Here is an 18,561-nt window from a genome sequence, read left to right as displayed (position 1 = left end):
GATTATTGCAGCTGTGATTTACTTTGTTATCACTCAAGCACTTGCTTTACTATTGAACTGGTTAGAAAAACGGATGAGTAAAAAGTACACTGTAAGTAACTAACTAGTCGCTCATCCCTTACTCAAAAACCGCGCCATTATTGTAATGGCGCGGTTTTGTAGTTATGATAATATTTTTAATATGATGCAATCATCATGCAACAAAAGATTTTTAAATTAATAACTAATATATCAATTGATTAATTAGGAACTGAAAATTGATAGTCGAAAGCCATTTTTTTAATAGTTTTAATGGTTGCGTAATTGGATAGTGATTAGGGTTAATCGCTACTAACGAACGATTATTGCTTTTGAAAAAAAGAGGATGCTGAATTCAAATTCATCGTTCATACTACATATTGTGTTTAAAATGTCAATACTTTCAAGATATTGTGTTTAGGCTAATATAGATACTGTTACGAAAAAGGGGATATTAATCATGAGAATCGATACATCAACTAAGCAAAAACTCGCTACTCTTCAAGATGTTGAAGTAGTCAAACGCGACGGTACCATTACGCCATTTTATGCCTACAAACTAGGACTGATTATGAAGAGCTTGAACATTGATTGGGCAACACAAGCTCAAATTTATGATCAATTAGTATCAGCACTTGCTGGTAAGAAACGAATTACTACCGTAGAAATTGCACAAGCAATGATTGATGGCTTTCGTGCTGCTGGTCATAACGAATACGCCATGGCTTTCATTAACTACCGCAAAAAGGATGATCAGGCATTTGCTGAAGCCACTAATCCAATGTACAAGCTGGATCAATTATCTGACCGAAACTCACGAGTAGTACATGAAAATGCTAATAAGGATTCACGGGTGTTTAACACCCAACGGGATCTTGAGGCCGGAATGGTCAGCCGTGCCCTAGGTCTGCGGATGTTACCGCGAATTGTTGCCAAGGCGCACTTGCGTGGTGATATTCACTGGCATGACCTTGATTATTCTCCAGTTACTCCAGAAACTAACTGTTGTTTGATCGACTTTGATGAAATGTTTAAAAACGGCTTTAAGATTGGTAATGCCTGGGTTTCATCTCCACGGTCTATCCAAACGGCAACTGCTCAAATGTCACAAATCATTGCTAATGTGGCATCATTACAGTATGGTGGTTGTTCTGCTAATCGGATTGACCAATTGTTGGAACCATACGCTAAGATCAATTATGAAAAGCACATGAAAGATGCTGAAGAATGGATTGCTCCTGATAAGCGTGAAGCATATGCAAAGGCTAAGACCAAGAAAGACATTTATGACGCTATGCAAGCTTTGGAATATGAAATCAATACTTTGTATTCCTCACAAGGGCAAACTCCATTTACTACCATTAATTTTGGTTTAGGAACTTCCTGGATTGCTCGTGAAATTCAAAAGTCTATTTTGAAGATTCGGATTAAGGGGCTCGGTAAAGAACACCGTACAGCCATTTTCCCAAAGTTGATTTTTACTTTAAAGCGTGGATTAAACCTGAACCCATCAGACCCTAACTACGACATTAAGCAACTAGCTTTGGAATGTTCCACTAAGCGGATGTACCCAGACCTTTTAATGTATGACAAGATTAAGGACATTACGGGTTCATTTAAGACACCAATGGGTTGTCGATCATTCTTACAAGGTTGGAAGGACCCTGAAACTGGCAAAGAAGTCAATTCTGGTCGAATGAACCTGGGAGTTGTTACTGTTAACTTGCCACGGATTGCTTTGGAAGCACATGGTGATAAACAACTCTTTTGGCAAATTTTCCAAGAAAAGATGCGGATCTGTAAGATTGCCTTGGATTACCGAATTAAGCGTACCAAGCAGGCTAAGCCTGAAAATGCGCCACTATTATACATGTATGGTGCCTTCGGTAAGCGTTTAAAGAAGACGGATAGTGTTGACGAAGTATTTAAGAACAGTCGTGCCACTGTTTCATTAGGTTACATTGGCCTTTATGAAGTATGTACTACTTTCTATGGACCAAAGTGGGAACACAACAAGGAAGCTCATGACTTTGCCGTATCCATTGTTAAGGCAATGCATGACCTTTGTGCTAAGTGGGAAGATGAAGAAGGCTACCACTTCAGTTTGTACTCCACTCCAGCGGAATCATTAACTGACACATTCTGCCAAGACGATATTAAGAAGTTTGGCCGCATTGAGGACGTGACAGATAAGGAATACTACACCAATAGTTTCCACTATGATGTACGTAAGCACCCAACTCCATTTGAAAAGCTGGAATTTGAGGAAGACTTCCCATACTATGCTGCCGGTGGATTTATCCACTACTGTGAATATCCAAACTTACGGCAAAATCCAAAAGCCCTCGAAGCAGTTTGGGACTGGGCATATGATCATGTCGGTTATTTAGGAACTAATACTTCAATTGACCAATGCTTCAAATGTGGCTTTAAAGGTGAATTTGAAGCTACCGCACGGGGCTTTAAGTGCCCGCAATGTGGGAACCATGATCCTGCAACTTGTGATGTTGTTAAGCGGACCTGTGGTTACTTAGGTAACCCTCAACAACGTCCAATGGTTCATGGACGTCACGAAGAAATTATTCACCGGGTTAAGCACATGGATCCTAAGATGATTAAATCAGCAGCCCAGTTTGAAACACAACGTCAAATGGATACTAAGGAACACCGTGTTAACTTTAATGGTGACCAAATTTAAGGGAGGCTCTATCGATGAGTGAAAGACACCAACATCGCATGCCTAAAAACCCGAAGCCTAAAGAATGGCTAGCGGCTGACCACTCACTACAATATGTCGCCGATTATAAACCATTCAACTTTGTGGATGGTGAAGGGGTGCGTTGTAGTATTTATGTCAGTGGTTGCTTGTTTAATTGCCCTGGTTGTTATAACAAGGCTGCACAAAATTTCCATTATGGACAACCATATACCCAAGAATTAGAAGACCAAATTATGGAAGACTTAGGCCATGATTATGTACAAGGACTAACCCTATTGGGCGGAGAGCCCTTCTTAAACACCCAAGTCTGCCTGAAAGTGATGAAACGATTGCGGAAGGAATATGGCCATACGAAAGACATTTGGTCTTGGTCCGGCTATACTTGGGAAGAATTACAAAAAGAGTCCTATGATAAATTAGAAATGTTGAGCATGATTGATATTTTGGTCGACGGTCGATTTTTAGAAGATAAAAAGGACTTAACTTTACAATTCCGCGGTAGTTCGAACCAACGAATTATTGATGTGCCAAAATCATTAAAGGCTAATAAAGTCGTCATCTGGGACAAATTAGTACATTAATAAAGGTGAAAAGAATGACATTAGTAGTAAAGAATTTGCATGCAAAGGTTAAAGAAAGCGGCGAAGAAATTCTCAAGGGTGTGGATCTTACTGTACCTACGGGTGAAGTACACGCCATCATGGGTCCTAACGGGAACGGTAAATCAACATTAGTTTCCACCATTATGGGCTATCCCGCTTATGAAGTGACAGCTGGTTCAGTAACTTTTGATGGTGAAGATGTTCTGAATAAGTCTGTAACTGAGCGTGCTAGAATGGGCATGTTTTTAGGAATGCAATATCCAGCCGAAATTCCGGGAGTCAAAAACGTTGACTTTATTCGGCAAGCAATGAACGCTACCCAACCAGATGGGAAACCAGTGCCCGTTATGCAGTTTCTACAAGAATTGAACGAAGCTAAAGAGCTTTTGCAAATGCCAGATGATATCACGGATCGTTACTTGAACGTTGGCTTTTCTGGTGGGGAAAAGAAACGGAATGAAGTGTTACAAATGATGATGCTTAAACCTAAGCTGGCAATCTTAGATGAAATTGATTCTGGATTAGACATTGATGCACTCCGGATTGTGGCAAATGGCATTAACCATATGCGGACTCCACAATTTAGTGCACTTTTGATTACCCACTATGAACGGTTACTGGAGTATGTTAAACCAGATCGTGTTCTTGTCATGGTTGATGGTCGGGTTGTTCAAAGCGGCGGCCCTGAGTTAGCAGATGAACTTGAAGAGGGTGGCTACGCAAAGTTTGAACAGTTACGTAAGGATGGCGTTCACGAATGAATCAAGAATTACTAGAACAAGTTCAAGTTGCTAGTCAACATCAACCAGCATGGTTGCAGCAAAAACGCCAGTTAGCAACTTTACGATCTACAGATCTGCCGATCGATCATTGGCAAGAACCAATGGTAGATTGTTGGCAAAAGCGGCCAAATTTAACGAAAACTAATGAGCAAGTTACCACTAGCCCAGCAGGGTACGTGGACTTGCCCATTTTTATCGCTGCAGAACAATATCCGGAGCTATTGCAAGAAAATCTCATGGAGAAAGCCATTGATTGGCAAGCAAACCAAATTAATGCTTTACACTTAGCATTATTAAACGGCGGACGCTTTATTTACGTTCCTGATGGTGCAGTGGTTAAACAGCCGATTGAGTTAGCTTATTCTGGAACGGAATGCAACTATCACAATTTAGTGATTGTTGGTGCTAATGCCCAGGTTACAATTGTTGAACAGGTTCATGCCCAAAACGATCAACCTAGTTACGTTGGAACTGAACTCCTACTTGGGGACAGTGCTAAGGTTGATTATTATCAATCAAATACTTTTATTGCTGACCACAACTGGGAAAGCGTACGAGCTTATCAAGCAGGTGACAGTCTTTTAAACATGTATGTTGCATTGTTCGATCGTCATCATTTGGTAGGCGATTTTCATAGCAACCTCGATGGTGATGGCAGTAATGCTAACTTTAAGATGGTCGGGATTGCCACTCATGATCAACTGCAAGAAATTAATACCCGAATTGATAACCATGGTCTTCATACTGATGGTGAAATTTTGCAAAATGGGGTAGTTAAGGATCAAGCAGTATTAAATTTCCATGCGGTAGGTAAAATTTATCAAGGGGCACATCAATCTGCTTCTAACCAAGAAAGTCGGCTCTTAACGTTGACTGCTGAAAGTCATGGCGAGGCTGATCCTGTTCTATTGATTGAAGATAATGATGTTAATGCTGGCCATGCTGCCAGCATCGGGCAAGTTAATCCTGATCAGCTTTATTATTTACAATCTCGCGGACTAACATTAATGGAAGCGGAAATCTTATTAACAAAGGGTTTCTTGCTACCAGTCATTGAGAAGTTCCCTGATCAACACCTACGTGAGCGGACAATTAATGAATTATTAGAAAGATTGGGGGTTCAGTAATGAGTCAAGAAGAAGATAAAAAAGCGATTCAGAAGTTTTCTCAGGAACACTATGAATATGGCTTTCATGACGATGTGCAACCCATTTTTTCAACTGGAATCGGTCTGACTGAAGATACTGTCCGTGAAATATCTCGTCGTAAGAACGAACCGCAGTGGATGTTAGATATTCGATTAAATGCTTATCACCAGTACCTTAAAATGAAATTACCAGACTTTGGTCCAGATTTGTCAAAGCTAGACTTGTCCCAACTTAGGTACTTCCAGCGACCAACTGACCACGTTGCTCGCTCATGGGCGGACGTACCAGAAGAAATGAAGACGACTTTTGAAAAAATGGGGGTCCCAGAGGCAGAACGTCAATATTTAGCAGGCGCAACTGCTCAGTATGAATCCGAGGTTGTGTACGCTAACCTCAAACGTGATCTTTCGCGACATGGAATTATCTTTATGGATACTGATACAGCAGTCCAGAAATATCCTGAAATTGTTAAAAAGTATTTTGCCACATTAGTTCACCCGGACGATAACATTTTTGCAGCTTTAAACACTGCGGTATGGTCTGGTGGGACGTTTATCTATGTTCCAAAAGGGGTTCATGCTGATGAACCACTCCAGAGTTTCTTCCGAATTAATGCTGAAAATACTGGTCAATTTGAACGAACCCTAATCGTGGTTGACGAAGATGCCAGCGTTAATTATGTTGAAGGATGTACCGCGCCGGTATACTCTGAAGATAGCTTACATGCGGCGGTCGTAGAAGTATTTGTAAAACCACGCGGGTTTTGTCGGTACACGACCATTCAAAACTGGTCCCCGAACGTTTATTCACTAGAAACCAAACGGGCAGTAGCGGATGAAAATGCCGTTATGGAATGGGTCGACGGAAACCTGGGTTCTAAGGTAACGATGAAGTATCCAAGTGTCTACCTCCGAGGACGGGGTGCCAAAGGAACGATGTTATCAATTGCTTTTGCAAATGGTAAGGTCGTCGATCAAGATACTGGGGCGCGAATGATTCACCAAGCACCTGATACTAGTTCCACGATCATTTCAAAATCACTGTGTCGCGCTGGTGGGGTATGTGACTATCGTGGAGAAGTTAAGATGGACGAAAACGCTCATGGGTCCAGTTCTCACGTTGAATGTGACACTATCATCATGGACGATGACTCTTCCAGTGATACGATTCCTTTAAACAAAGTTGCCGTTGGTGATGTGGCAATGGAACATGAAGCGAAGGTTTCAAAGGTTTCTGAAGAAGAACTCTACTATTTAATGAGTCGGGGGCTTTCTGAAGAAGCAGCAACTAAAATGATTGTGATGGGCTTCATTGAACCATTTACCAAACAACTACCGATGGAATATGCAGTTGAGCTGAATCGCTTAATAGACTTTCAAATGGAAGGTTCCGTCGGTTAATAAAAAAATCAAAAAAATAACGCCCGGTCTCATCTGAGATTCGGGCGTTTTCCGAACAATAGACAATTTACAACAAAACCAGTTCGTGATAAACTCCTGTTTGTAAAACGCAAAGGAGAGAAAGTTATTTATGGATGAAAAAGTTCAACGCAACCTAGTAATCGGACCAGAAGATCCGATTCCAACTGGTGAAGCGACATTATTGGGACTACAACACGTCATGGCAATGGATGTCTACGTACCGCCGATTATCTTAGCTGGGATGTTAGCAATGGGTGCCGCAGATACTTCTGGGCTTCTTCAATCTACATTTTTAGCAGCTGGTGTTGGTACGATTCTACAGACTTCATTATTCATGAAGATGCCAATGTCACAGGGACCATCCTTTGTTCCATTATCAGCAGCTGCCGGGATTGTCTTAGCAAGTGGTGGTTTAAAGGGTAACGGAATGGCTACGTTAATTGGTTCCCTTGTTGTTGGGGCCATCGTGCTCGTTTTACTAGGACTAAGTGGTGTCTTCCAAAAGATTATTAACCGGTTGGTTCCAGATGTTGTCGGTGGGACGATCATTACTTGTGTAGGGTTGTCTCTAATTCCAAGTGCTTTGAATAGTAACATTTTTGAAGCCAAGGGGAATGTTTACCAAAATATCGAACTTGCAAGTGTCACAGCGTTAGCCATGCTGATTTGTGTTGGTATTAGTATTCGTTTCCCACGGGTTCAAAAGATTTTCCGTACAGGTTCAATCGTAATTGCTTTATTGTGTGGAACATTGATGAGTGCCTCAATGGGACGCTTTGACTGGCAATCTGTAGCGGCGGCCCCATGGTTTAGCTTGCCACAACGGACTATTTTCCACTGGGGGATCAGCTTTAACTGGACTTCTATTCTGACCTTCTTGATTCTGTACGCCATCATTACAACAGAAACCACTGGGACATGGTTTGCAATGGGGGCAGTAACAAATCACAAAATTACTAACAAGCAATGGAATCGCGGAATTGTTGGTGAAGGTTTAAGTTGTCTATTTGCCGGCCTTTGCGGGACAACTCCGGTTACCGGTTATTCTACTAACGCTGGTGTTGTTTCCATTACCGGTGTTGCATCCCGGAAAGTATTCGTTGCTGCTGGTGGTTGGTTTATTTTGCTGGGCTTTTTCTCAAAATTGTCAGCATTCTTAACTGCCATTCCTGACCCTGTTATCGGTGGTGTGTTTGCACTGATTACCGTGACAATTATGTTAAACGGTTTGAATGTTATTCGGGGAATTAAGACCTCCGATGCCGACCTATACATTATTGGGTTGCCAATTGTGTTGACGTTAGCAATTATTTTGCTACCTGCTCACATTACTAAAGCTGCTCCTCAAATGGTTCAATACCTTTTAGGATCTCCAATTGCAGTGGCAGCACTAACTGCGATTATCTTAAACTTATTGATGCCACGACGAAGTTAGTCACTATCACCTCATTATTCGTTCTACATAGTCGTGACACTTTCCAAATATAATATGAATAGTTAATCCTCCAACATTCTACACGGATGTTGGGGGATTATTTTGTTTCTAGATAGGCTTTGATTTGGATCGCAGAATGGTTACATTGTTACAAGCTTGTTAACAAAAGGGGTAAATTGGGTGGTTTTGAGAAATTAAAACAAAAAAATCAGAAAAATTCTGAATTTTTTTAGATTATTTATTACAAATCAAGCTGACTTTTACCGGAAACTTGTGAAATATCTGAGAATGCTGATTTGACAGTCTCTCAGACCATTTTTCAATCAAAACAGTGACTCTATTGGGCTGAATTATTACATAATTTTACAAAACTCGCGTATTTTGAAAATTTGTAGTAATTGCGTCGTAACTACCGCCTTGTATTATATAAACCGTTGATAAGTTATTGATTTGTCACTATAAGATTTAAAAAAGAAAAGGATGTTTTAATTTATATGAAGTTCAATAAGAAAGCTATTAAAGTTGCTACTGCTATTACCGGTGCTCTTGCATTAGGTACTGTTGCTACTGCTACTACTGCCAACGCTGATTCAGTTTACACTGTTCAATCCGGAGACACGCTTTCTGGCATTTCCTACAAGTTAGGACACGACTTAACTTTTGTTGACACTTTAGCAAGCAACAACAACATTGCCAACAAGAACTTGATCTACGTTGGTCAAAAGCTATTAATCAAGGATGATGGTGAGGTTACAACTGCAACTGCTCAACAAGCAGCTACATTACCATCAGCAAACAACACTACTACATCAACAGCTTCACAAAATACTCAAGCTGCTCAAAACACCCAAAGTAACAACACTGCTGCAACTACTACTAACAACGCTAGTGCTAACTACAGCTCCAGTGTTAGTGGTAACGATGCTGCAGCTAAGGCATGGATTGCCGGCCGCGAATCTGGTGGTAACTACGGTGCCCGGAACGGTCAATACATTGGTAAGTACCAATTGTCTGCATCATACTTAAATGGTGATTATTCTGCTGCTAACCAAGAACGTGTAGCTGACAACTATGTTGCTAGCCGTTACGGTTCATGGACTGCCGCTCAACAATTCTGGCAATCACATGGTTGGTACTAAAATTTAAATAGTCAACTAATAGCGGGGATTTTAATCCCTGCTTTTTTTGATGTAAATATGAAATAATAATCATATAAATACAAAATAGTAAAAATTATTTTTAAAACCAACCCACGTAAAATGCTGTTATATCAATATTAGTCAACGTTAGTCAAAATAATTAGCACTCTAAGGAGTCGAGTGCTAAAAAAGGATTGTATTTCAAAATGAATGGGGTAATATAGAAAGTGCAAAAGGGATAAAGGATTAAACCTCAAAATGAACTGATGAAAGGAAGTTTTATTATGGCTAATGAATTACAACGTCGTGATAGTTTATTTGACAACTTAATGAACATGCGGAACTTCTTTGATGATGGTTTCTTCCCAACTCAGAGTACTGACTACATGAAGAGTGACATTGCCGAAGATAATAATGGATACCATGTAAAGATTGACATGCCAGGATTTGATAAGAAGGATATTCATGTTAACTATGCTGATGGTATTTTAACCGTAAGTGGTCATCGTGATACCTTTGATGATCACACTAATAAGAATGGCGATATTGTTCAAAGTGAACGTCGTTATGGTCAAATGAGTCGTTCATACCGGCTCCCTGATGTTGACCTTGCTAAGGTTAGTGCAAAGTACAATGATGGTGTTTTAGCACTTGAATTGCCAAAGCTGACGGTTGAAAACCAAAACGGTACCCACATTGATATTGAATAGTTTGAATGAATAAGAAAAGAGCCACGTTGTAACGTGGCTCTTTTCTTATGGCTATTTACCAGGATGTTCAGCAATGCCATCTGGGAAGTCTTTATCGATTTCTTTTAATACTGGCAGTAAAACATTGATGTACTCGTGGTAAGCATCAACTGGGCTGTTAAAATTCTTTTTTGATAATAGTGCAATTGCAATATCGTGTGCACGTTGTTCATTACTAATCATTTACTTAACTCCTATTGTTGGTTAATCCTAATTTCACTTGACACTCTGGACAAATTCCATGAACGTCAACATCGCTCCGTGTAACCAAGTAATTAGTGTTGTCTTTAGTAACCCGTGCTAATTCTTTGGCAATGTCCGCAAAGCGTTCATCCATCACATCAGTAATTTTACCACAGTTATCACAGATAACGTGGTAATGTGGATGGCCAAAATAATCGTAGTGGGTTGAACCATCACCAATTTCCAGTTCGATAACAAGGTGATAGTTTACTAACAACTTCACGGTATTATAAACGGTGGCCATACTGATACTGTCATCGTGCTTTTGCAAATCTGCGAGGATCATTTCCACTGTTGGATGGGTGTGGTGAGTGATTAAATAATTTAGAATTGTTTTGCGTTGGGGGGTTAAACGAACCTGGTGTTCCTTTAAGCGGGCAACGGCACGATCAAATTCAGCTTCAGCCATATTATCACTCCTGTCTTAAATTTTTACTTACAAATAGTATACCATTTACAAATTACTTTTGGGTACTTATAATATAAAATGTTGTTAATAATCATTCTAAACAGGGAGAGATCAGAATGCAAGAAAGTGTTGACCAAAATGGTCGTTCATATAACCGTTTTTGGTTTATTTTTACCTTATTATTAGGAACGTTTACGATGTCAATTAGTCAATCATCGTTATCGACTGCATACCCAACTTTAATGCATGACTTTGGGATTTCTGCAGATACGGTTCAATGGTTGACTACCGGATTTATGTTGGTAATGTGTGTCAGCATGCCAATCAGCCCCTGGATGCTTAATAATTTAAGCTTCCGTCAGATGTTCATGGGTGCTCTGGCACTATTTGATATTGGTTCATTAATGATCGTATTTACTCCAGCTTCTTGGGGAACCAATGGCTTCTGGTTCATGATGATTGGCCGGGTCATGGAAGCATTCGCCGTTGGGGTACTGTTTCCATCGTATCAAACAGTTTTGCTGGAAATTACGCCGAAGGATGAACGTGGTACGACAATGGGAATTGCAGGATTGGTAATGGGTTCTGCATTAGCCTGTGGCCCAATTATTTCCGGAATTGTATTAAAATTTTTCAATTGGAAGAGCCTCTTTATTCTATTTATGATCATCATTACCGCTGTATTCTTGATGGCATGGTTCGGTTTATTTCGTAATGTCATGGCTCGTCATGAAACTTCTTTAGACTGGCTTTCCGTTTTCTTATCAATCGGTTTGATTGGGATCATGTATGTGATCAACCAGATTGGTAAAAAGCAGGCCAACTGGACGATTGACGGAGCACTGTTAGTAATTAGTCTATTAGCAGTGATCCTATTCTGTGTACGTCAGTTGAAACTCACCACTCCATTGCTTGAATTAAGGGTGATGAAAACCTTCAACTATGACCTCGCAATTTTACTAACGGGGATTTCCTATGTTGCCTTAATCGTCGTTACGATTATTTTTCCACTTTACTACCAAGGCGTACTCCACGTTAGCCCATTTGTATCCGGAATGTCATTGGTTCCTGGTGCCGTGTTCTTAAGTATTTTAAATCCGTTTACTGGCAAGCTAGCAGATATGATTGGGTTTAAGCCAACGATGATTATTGGGATGTTAATGATTGTTGCCGGCTGGTTCCTAACGTTAGCGATGGCGGATGTTCAAAATTTACTAGGGATGATCCTTTGTGCGATGATCATCGAAGGTGGAAATGCGTTTGTCATGATGCCAGCGGTCACCTTAGGAGCAAATTCATTACCGAATGACTTGGTTTCTCATGGTACTGCTGTAATTACCACGATTCGTCAAATTCTTGGCTCAGCTGGTGTGGCAATGGCTACTATGATTTTAACTACTGCCACAACCCATCAACTAAGTAAGGGTGTCAACCACTTAGCAGCTTCATTACACGGTTATCATTTGGTATTTATGACGATGATTGTGATTGAAATAATTGGTTTGGTATTAGCATTGCTTTTGCGGGATACTAAAAAACAAGCTCAGGATTAATTAACGTCTATAATATAGTGAAGACTTTAATTAAAAGGACGTGAGTTAGAATGTCACAACAATATCCTAACTGGACGCACGATCAATTAATGCGTGAATATTATGACCATTACTGGGGATTCCCAGTTCATGATGAACGTGAGCTGTTTCGGATGTTAACACTAGAAATGTTTCAAGCGGGACTAAGTTGGGCCACCATTTGGCGCAAGCGCGCTGCATTTGATGAAGCTTTTGCCAACTTTGATATCCAACAGATTGCATCATTTGATGATCAGAAAATTGAACAGTTGATGCAGAATGCAGCGATTATTCGTAATCGGCGCAAAATCGAAGCAACGATAAATAATGCACGAGTGCTTCAGAAATATCATGCAATGGGAAAGACGCTGGATCACTTTTTATGGTCGTTTGTGGACGGACAACCAATTGAATTAAATGCTCAGCAGGATACAGTTCTACCTGCTAAAACGCCTTTATCAACTACAATTTCTCACCAGATGAAAAAGGCCGGATTTAAGTTTACCGGTCCAACAACAATTTTCTCATTATTATGTGCGGTGGGAATTGTAAATGGTCGTGTTAAGTAAAAAGATCCTGGACAATTTTGTCCGGGATCTTTTTATGACCAGTAAATTAAAGTAATAATTACCATTTGCGTAAGGCAATATAGAATTAATGATGGTTTTTCATCATCTTTAGCAACCATAACAAACCAAGTTGCCACAATAATTGCAATTGCCATGTAAATTGAGTCTCGTAGCGGGCGACTTAAAGTGAAAATTAATAGAATCACAGCGAAAATGGTTACTTTAAACTTGTACTGACTAACATTATCAAGAAAGAATGGTGCCATATAAAACCAGGTGCTGGCCATCACTGGTAAAAGAAATGAGATGATCTCCCATGAAATAAAGTGGAGACTAACATAGGCACAGGCCACCGAAACGGTAAACATCAGCAGGATTCCAAAGGTGATCAAGCCTAACGAATTTTGAAAGTCCATTGAGGGCATTTGAATGACTAACAAAAAGATCGGCAATAAGAGCAGTAAAGCTAACAACAAAGGGGTCTTGCTAAAACCAATGATGGCAACGATACCACTTGCAATTAAAGGAATTGTAGACAATGTCGATCCAAAATGGTGATACATCAACATGGGAACAACGAGACCAATGCAGATCACATATAGAAATAACATCCCCATATGGGTGTTGAAATGCGAGCCTTGAACACCCACAGCATAGGAAAATGGTGCATATGACCACGTAATTAATAAGATGAACGTAGTAGGTAACAAGTCTTTCCAGTTCATCTCCATAAATTGTTGCTTAATTAATTTTCCCATGACAATGTCCCTCTTTAAGATAATTATATTCATTAGTATAACAGAGTTTTTGACTTTTGATTGAATGCGGAGGATAAAATATGCTAAGATGGTTCTCGTTATGAAGCAAATTCCCGATGGGAGGAGACAATTGTCTTCGCTGCCTTGTAACCGCAAAACACTTTTAGTTTAATTATGGGGGAATTAATACAATGGGAGAACGCCATTTATTTACTTCTGAATCTGTATCAGAAGGACATCCAGACAAAATCGCTGACCAAATTAGCGATGCGATTTTAGACGCATTACTCGAACAAGACCCAGACGCTAGAGCGGCGGTTGAAACTTCTGTAACGACCGGGTTAGTATTAGTATTCGGTGAAGTTTCAACTTCAGCATACGTTAATATTCAAAAAGTTGTTCGTCAAACCATCAAAGAAATTGGCTACACGGATGGTCAATACGGCTTTGATGCTGATAACTGTGCAGTGATTACTGCGATTGATGAACAGTCACCAGACATTGCTCAAGGGGTTGATGACTCCTTGGAAACTCGTGAAGGTGAAGGAGATCCGCTGGACCAAATTGGTGCTGGGGACCAAGGTTTAATGTTTGGTTATGCTACGGATGAAACACCAGAATACATGCCATTAACATTGATGCTTAGTCACAAGTTGATGCAACGGATTGCTAAGCTTCGTAAGGAAGGCGCAATTAAATACTTACGTCCAGACGCCAAAGCGGAAGTCACTGTTGAATATGATGAAAATAACAAACCAATGCGGGTTGACACTGTTGTTTTAAGTACTCAACACGATCCAGACGTATCATTGGAACAAATTCGCAAAGATGTTAAAGAACAAGTTATTAAAGCGGTAATTCCTGCTGACTTGCTAGATGACGACACAAAGTACTTTATTAATCCTACTGGACGTTTTGTTATCGGTGGACCACAAGGGGATGCTGGATTAACCGGACGGAAGATTATCGTTGACACTTATGGTGGGGCCGCTCACCATGGTGGTGGGGCTTTCTCTGGTAAGGATGCAACCAAGGTTGACCGTTCGGCTTCATATGCTGCCCGCTACATTGCTAAAAACTTAGTAGCAGCTGGTTACGCAAAGAAGGCTGAAATCCAAGTTGCCTACGCTATTGGGGTTGCTAAGCCTGTTTCAATCTCAATTGATACTTTTGGAACTGGTACTAAGTCTGAAGAAGAATTAATTGCAGCGGTACGGAAGGTCTTTGACTTACGTCCTGCCGGAATTATTAAGATGCTTGACTTGAAACGACCAATTTATAAGCAAACCGCTGCTTATGGTCACTTTGGTCGGACTGATGTGGACCTTCCTTGGGAACACTTGGACAAGGTTGACGAATTAAAGAAGATTTTGGGCTAATTATTAGTTATTAAAAAGGTCGTGCTTCAAGCACGACCTTTTCTAATGATTGATATATTTTGAAAATAGTAATTGAAAACCCGTTACGAGAGTGGTACCTAGACACAACCCTCCTATAACATCACTCGGATAGTGAGCACCAACGTAGACTCGCGAAAATCCCACGATCACTGCTAAACATACAAAGAAAATGGTTATTAAGTAGTTTAGCCATTTTCTTTGACTAACGTGCCAAGTTAGCAGAATTAAGCACCCCAGAACTAATGCTGCAGCACAAGAATGACCACTAGGGAAACTAAAGCCGCTATAATGCATTAAAATATTTGTTGATGGTCGTGGACGCTTAATTATTGATTTAAAGAAATGATTGAGAAAAATTCCAGACAATAAAGTAATGGTAACCTGTACAACAAACGGCCGAGTGGCCATAATCCAACTAAGGACAATTGTAATAACGATCCACATAATGGTTTCCTTGGAATTAAAAATTTGGGTAAAGTTCATCCAAAAGGTGTTGGTAGCGGTACTACGGTGTGCATTAACGAGTACCCGGATAGCATCATCAGTCGGTTGAAGCAATGCGCTATTAATAGCTATGGTGATGAACAGTACCACAAAAATCAGTAGACTGATGACAAATAATATTTTCGTTTTTTTCATAGATGTCCCTACTTTCTAACATTCAATATTTTAACAAACTCTTCATTAAAGTGCTTGCCAAATTAAATGAAATTTGCTACCATCTAAACAATATCTAATCGCAACAGGAGTAGTAGGAATTAAACCTTTTCAGAGACTGCATGGTTGGTGTGAATGCAGAAGGGGTAATTTGCGAACTGGCCTGATTAATGCTCGGTGCTGAATTTCAAAAGTAGGCAACGACGTTTTCCGCGTTAAGGAACTAGAGAGTTACGTTTTAACGTAAAATACGGGTGGTACCGCGGAAAAGTTCGTCCTGTAGATGCTTTAAGAGTGTCTGCAGGATTTTTTTGTGATTAGAAAACAGAAAATCAAAAGGGAGCGACAGTACATGGGATACGATCATTCTGCCATTGAAAAAAAGTGGCAACGTTATTGGAAACAACACAAAACCTTTAAATCAACGATTGATGAAAATAAAAAGAAATATTATGCCTTGGATATGTTCCCATATCCATCTGGTCAAGGACTCCACGTTGGCCACCCAGAAGGATATACAGCAACTGATGTGATGGCACGGATGAAGCGGATGCAAGGATTCAATGTCTTGCACCCAATGGGCTTTGATGCCTTTGGTTTGCCGGCAGAACAATATGCACTGAAAACAGGCCACAATCCAAAGAACTTTACTAACCAAAACATTGACCACTTCCGTGACCAGATTCAATCACTCGGTTTTTCGTATGACTGGGACCGAGAAGTTAACACGACTGATCCTAAATACTACAAGTGGACCCAATGGATCTTTGAACAACTCTACAAGAAGGGGCTTGCTTATGAAGATGAGATCATGGTTAATTGGGCTCCTGACTTCATGGGTGGAACTGTTGTTGCCAACGAAGAGGTCGTAGATGGTAAGACCGAACGGGGTGGCTATCCTGTTTACCGTAAGCCAATGAAACAATGGGTCTTAAGGATCACGGCCTATGCAGATCGTCTGATTGATGATTTAGACTTAGTTGACTGGCCAGAAAGCGTTAAGGAAATGCAACGAAACTGGATTGGTCGGTCCGAAGGTGCCGCTGTATTCTTTGATGTTGCTGATCACGATGACAAGAAGATTGAGGTATTCACTACCCGTTGTGATACTTTGTTTGGTGTTTCCTACGTTGTGCTGGCTCCAGAACACGATTTAGTAGATCAAATTACCACTCCAGAACAAAAAGCTGCTGTGAAGAAATACCAAGAAGAAACATCCCGTCGTTCTGATTTGGAACGGACAGACCTTAATAAGGATAAAACTGGGGTATTTACCGGGGCTTACGCAATTAATCCTGTGAATGGCGAAAAAGTGCCGATTTGGATTTCTGATTATGTTTTAGCTTCATATGGTACTGGTGCAGTCATGGCAGTTCCTGCTCATGATGACCGTGATTATGAATTTGCCAAGAAATATGATTTACCAATCAAACGTGTAATTGAAGGTGGCGACCTGGACAAGGCTGCTGTCACTGAAGATGGCAAACACGTAAACTCATCATTCTTGGATGGATTGAACAATGAAGAAGCTAAGAAGAAGATGGTAGAGTGGTTGACAGATCACAAGGCAGGCCATAAGAAGGTTAACTACAAACTTCGTGACTGGATCTTCAGTCGTCAACGTTACTGGGGTGAACCAATTCCTGTAATTCACTGGGATGATGGTACGACATCATTAGTTCCAGAAGATGAATTACCACTGAAACTGCCAGACACAGATAATATCGAACCATCTGGTACTGGTGAGTCACCACTCGCTAAGATTGATGATTGGGTAAATGTTTACGATAAAAATGGTCGTCATGGTTTACGAGAAACTAACACCATGCCACAATGGGCCGGTTCTTCATGGTACTGGTTACGGTACACCGATCCTCACAATGATAAGGAATTAGCTTCTAAGGAAGCATTAGACTACTGGTCTCCTGTTGATTTGTATGTTGGTGGTGCTGAACACGCTGTCCTTCACCTGCTATATGCACGGTTCTGGCACAAATTCTTGTACGACTTGGGCGTTGTACCAACTCCTGAACCATTTATGAAGCTGGTTAACCAAGGAATGATCTTAGGTGAAAACCACGAAAAGATGTCCAAGTCAAAGGGGAATGTTGTTAATCCAGATGACATTGTGGCGCAATATGGGGCAGATACCCTCCGTCTTTACGAAATGTTCATGGGACCATTAACCGAATCAGTTCCATGGGATGAAAAGGGATTACACGGTGCCAACAAGTGGGTTCACCGGGTATGGCGTTTGCTGATGGATGATAATAATCATCTGCGTGACCGCATTTCCACAATTAATGACGGTAAGCTTGATAAAATTTATAACCAGACCGTTAAGAAGGTTACTGAAGATTATGAACGGATGCACTTCAACACTGCAATTTCTCAATTAATGGTCTTCGTTAACGAAGCTTACAAAGTGGACGATTTGCCGGTTGAATACATGGAAGGCTTTATTAAGATGATTTCTCCAATCATGCCTCACATGGCTGAAGAATTGTGGAGCCAATTCCATGAAAGTGATACGATTACTTACCAACCATGGCCAACCTATGATCCAAATAAGATTGTTGAAGACGAAGTTGAAATGATCGTCCAAGTCAATGGTAAAGTCCGTGCCAAAATTAAAATGGCCAAGGATACTGATCGTGATGAAGCAGAGAAATTAGCTCTGGCTGACGACAATGTAAAGAAATTTACTGATGGTAAGGATATTAAGAAGGTTATTGTTGTTCCAAACAAGATCGTTAATATCGTTGCTAAATAGTGAAAATAGTTAAAAAGGCACCTTTTTGAAACTTTCAGTTTCAGGGTGTCTTTTCTTGTATTAAAATGAAGTTTGTGAAATTAGTTAATCAAATATGGAGGAAGCTATGGATTATCATATTGTTTCATACCCGGCAGTTATTAGCGAAGAAGCTGGCAAAACTAAAGT

At 40.4% G+C, this 18,561-nt stretch carries 16 protein-coding genes, 1 riboswitch and 1 other annotated feature; of the genes, 12 read left to right on the top strand and 4 right to left on the bottom strand.

Features of this window, described 5'->3' with window-relative positions:
• The first annotated feature begins 478 nt into the window (after window positions 1–478).
• The 8 genes from nrdD to H5975_RS04270 all read left to right on the top strand — a co-directional run bounded on the left by nrdD (window position 479) and on the right by H5975_RS04270 (window position 9,974).
• Window positions 479–2,716 carry an anaerobic ribonucleoside-triphosphate reductase gene (gene nrdD / locus H5975_RS04305; RefSeq protein ID WP_204785022.1) on the top strand — a complete coding sequence of 746 codons (2,238 nt, stop codon included), beginning with the start codon at window positions 479–481 and terminating at the stop codon, window positions 2,714–2,716.
• Between the two features lie 14 nt (window positions 2,717–2,730).
• Entirely contained in the window at window positions 2,731–3,318 is a 588-nt protein-coding gene (nrdG, locus tag H5975_RS04300; RefSeq protein ID WP_178659643.1) for an anaerobic ribonucleoside-triphosphate reductase activating protein, read from the top strand.
• A gap of 14 nt (window positions 3,319–3,332) precedes the next feature.
• Window positions 3,333–4,100, top strand: a complete 768-nt coding sequence (gene sufC, locus H5975_RS04295) for a Fe-S cluster assembly ATPase SufC (protein WP_204785021.1) — start codon at window positions 3,333–3,335, stop codon at window positions 4,098–4,100.
• Complete coding sequence (locus tag H5975_RS04290; RefSeq protein ID WP_204785020.1) at window positions 4,097–5,248, top strand: SufD family Fe-S cluster assembly protein; 1,152 nt, start codon at window positions 4,097–4,099, stop codon at window positions 5,246–5,248. The genes sufC and H5975_RS04290 overlap by 4 nt, the downstream gene beginning before the upstream one ends.
• A complete protein-coding gene (sufB, locus tag H5975_RS04285; protein ID WP_204785019.1) occupies window positions 5,248–6,669 on the top strand; it encodes a Fe-S cluster assembly protein SufB in 1,422 nt (473 codons plus the stop codon). Before H5975_RS04290 ends, sufB begins: the two co-directional genes overlap by 1 nt.
• Window positions 6,670–6,799: 130 nt before the next feature.
• The gene (locus H5975_RS04280) at window positions 6,800–8,125 is read left to right on the top strand and encodes a uracil-xanthine permease family protein (RefSeq protein ID WP_204785018.1); all 1,326 of its coding nucleotides are present in this window, start codon (window positions 6,800–6,802) and stop codon (window positions 8,123–8,125) included.
• 494 nt (window positions 8,126–8,619) lie between these two features.
• The gene (locus H5975_RS04275) at window positions 8,620–9,264 is read left to right on the top strand and encodes a LysM peptidoglycan-binding domain-containing protein (RefSeq protein ID WP_204785017.1); all 645 of its coding nucleotides are present in this window, start codon (window positions 8,620–8,622) and stop codon (window positions 9,262–9,264) included.
• A gap of 284 nt (window positions 9,265–9,548) precedes the next feature.
• On the top strand, window positions 9,549–9,974 hold the full coding sequence (locus H5975_RS04270) for an Hsp20/alpha crystallin family protein (protein ID WP_204785016.1): 426 nt from the start codon (window positions 9,549–9,551) through the stop codon (window positions 9,972–9,974).
• A gap of 51 nt (window positions 9,975–10,025) precedes the next feature.
• Here the strand turns inward: H5975_RS04270 and H5975_RS04265 are convergent, their stop codons facing one another.
• Window positions 10,026–10,196, bottom strand: a complete 171-nt coding sequence (locus H5975_RS04265; protein WP_178659636.1) for a hypothetical protein — start codon at window positions 10,194–10,196, stop codon at window positions 10,026–10,028.
• A gap of 4 nt (window positions 10,197–10,200) precedes the next feature.
• A complete protein-coding gene (locus H5975_RS04260; protein WP_204785015.1) occupies window positions 10,201–10,665 on the bottom strand; it encodes a Fur family transcriptional regulator in 465 nt (154 codons plus the stop codon).
• A gap of 116 nt (window positions 10,666–10,781) precedes the next feature.
• On the opposite strand from H5975_RS04260, the gene H5975_RS04255 reads away from it, so the two are divergent.
• Window positions 10,782–12,218: an MFS transporter gene (locus H5975_RS04255; RefSeq protein ID WP_204785014.1), complete on the top strand. Its 1,437-nt coding sequence runs from the start codon at window positions 10,782–10,784 to the stop codon at window positions 12,216–12,218.
• Between the two features lie 50 nt (window positions 12,219–12,268).
• Window positions 12,269–12,805 carry a DNA-3-methyladenine glycosylase I gene (locus tag H5975_RS04250; protein ID WP_204785013.1) on the top strand — a complete coding sequence of 179 codons (537 nt, stop codon included), beginning with the start codon at window positions 12,269–12,271 and terminating at the stop codon, window positions 12,803–12,805.
• A gap of 32 nt (window positions 12,806–12,837) precedes the next feature.
• On the opposite strand, the gene H5975_RS04245 is transcribed toward H5975_RS04250, so the two are convergent.
• Window positions 12,838–13,563: a hypothetical protein gene (locus H5975_RS04245; protein ID WP_204785012.1), complete on the bottom strand. Its 726-nt coding sequence runs from the start codon at window positions 13,561–13,563 to the stop codon at window positions 12,838–12,840.
• A 98-nt stretch (window positions 13,564–13,661) separates the two neighbouring features.
• Window positions 13,662–13,757, top strand: a riboswitch (SMK box riboswitch).
• On the opposite strand from H5975_RS04245, the gene metK reads away from it, so the two are divergent.
• Window positions 13,755–14,942, top strand: coding sequence for a methionine adenosyltransferase (metK, locus tag H5975_RS04240; protein WP_204785011.1), 1,188 nt, complete (start codon window positions 13,755–13,757; stop codon window positions 14,940–14,942). Its footprint overlaps the riboswitch before it by 3 nt.
• A 42-nt stretch (window positions 14,943–14,984) precedes the next feature.
• Here metK and H5975_RS04235 read toward each other — a convergent pair whose 3' ends face one another.
• Window positions 14,985–15,602, bottom strand: a complete 618-nt coding sequence (locus H5975_RS04235) for a phosphatase PAP2 family protein (RefSeq protein WP_204785010.1) — start codon at window positions 15,600–15,602, stop codon at window positions 14,985–14,987.
• Between the two features lie 90 nt (window positions 15,603–15,692).
• Window positions 15,693–15,903 (top strand) — a binding site (T-box leader).
• Between the two features lie 69 nt (window positions 15,904–15,972).
• Between H5975_RS04235 and leuS the strand changes: the two genes are divergently transcribed.
• The gene (gene leuS, locus H5975_RS04230) at window positions 15,973–18,393 is read left to right on the top strand and encodes a leucine--tRNA ligase (protein ID WP_204785009.1); all 2,421 of its coding nucleotides are present in this window, start codon (window positions 15,973–15,975) and stop codon (window positions 18,391–18,393) included.
• The last annotated feature ends 168 nt before the right edge of the window (window positions 18,394–18,561 follow it).

This window comes from Limosilactobacillus coleohominis (genome assembly GCF_016901675.1).
GTDB lineage: Bacteria > Bacillota > Bacilli > Lactobacillales > Lactobacillaceae > Limosilactobacillus > Limosilactobacillus intestinavium.
The sequence above is the reverse complement of the archived record's forward strand: the minus strand, read 5'-3'. Positions and strand labels throughout refer to the sequence as shown.